Consider the following 1112-nt stretch of genomic DNA (forward strand, 5'->3'; position numbering starts at 1 on the left):
CCACCTGCATCGTGCCATTCGGCATGCCCGGACAGGACATGACGACGATCGGCGCCATCGACCGCGCGCTGGAGCGCGCGGCGGGACGCGCCGTGATCGACTACGGGCTGCATGCCGTGGTGACCATGGGCACCGGCGCCGATGTCGAGGCGCAGCTTGAGGCGCTTGCCGGGCGCGGCATCGCCTCGGTCAAGCTGTTCATGACCTATCAGGGTTTCGCCGTCGACGACGATTTGTTCTTCAAGGTTCTCGATACGGCGCGGCGGCTGGGCTGGATCGTCATGGTCCATGCCGAGAACGACGCCGCGATCCGCCGCACGCGACAGCGGCTCATCGATCTCGGCCGCACCGATATCCGCTACCATGTCGTCGCCCACAGCGAGACGATGGAGCGCGAGGCGACGCACCGCGCTTTGGCCTTCGCCGAGATGACCGGCGCGCGCATGACCATCGTGCACGTGTCGTCCTGGCAGTCGGCGGAAGAGGTGGCACGGGCGAAGGCGCGTGGTGTCGACGCGATCGCCGAGACCTGTCCGCAATATCTGTTCCTCGGGGCCGCCGATCTCGATCGCCCGGCGGTCGACGCGGCGCGCTTCGTCTTCTCACCGCCGCCGCGCTCGCCGCGCAGCCATGAGCATCTGTGGCGCGAACTGATCGAGGGCGGCATCGATCTCTGGTCGTCGGACCATTCCCCCTATTACTTCGCCGACAAGATCGGCCGCTCCGAGACGCCAGGCTTCACCACGACGCTGAGCGGCATCCCTGGCATCGAAACACGCTTGCCGCTGCTATTTTCCGAAGGGCTGCTCACCGGCCGGCTGACACTCGAACGCTATCTGGATCTCACCTCGCGCAATGCCGCCTCGATCTACGGTTTCGCCAATCGCAAGGGCCGCATCGCGATCGGGGTCGATGCGGATCTGGCGCTGTGGGATCCAACCATGCGCTGGACGCTCGGGCACGAGGCGCTGCATTCGCGCGTCGATTTCACGCCCTATGAGGGCAGGAGCGTTACCGGCAAGCCGACCACCGTTCTGGTGCGCGGCGTGCCGGTGGTCGCTGACGGCGAATTGCAGGCCGAGCCAGGGTTCGGACGTTTCGTGGCACGCAAC

The 1112-nt window shown here is 66.5% G+C and carries 1 protein-coding gene; it reads left to right on the plus strand.

Annotated elements, in window-relative coordinates:
* Positions 1-38 precede the first annotated feature (38 nt).
* A partial coding sequence (locus EOA27_RS37540) for an amidohydrolase family protein (RefSeq protein ID WP_245491349.1) occupies positions 39-1112 on the plus strand: 1074 nt, incomplete at its 3' end.

Source organism: Mesorhizobium sp. M2A.F.Ca.ET.037.01.1.1 (assembly GCF_003998075.1).
Lineage (GTDB): Bacteria > Pseudomonadota > Alphaproteobacteria > Rhizobiales > Rhizobiaceae > Mesorhizobium.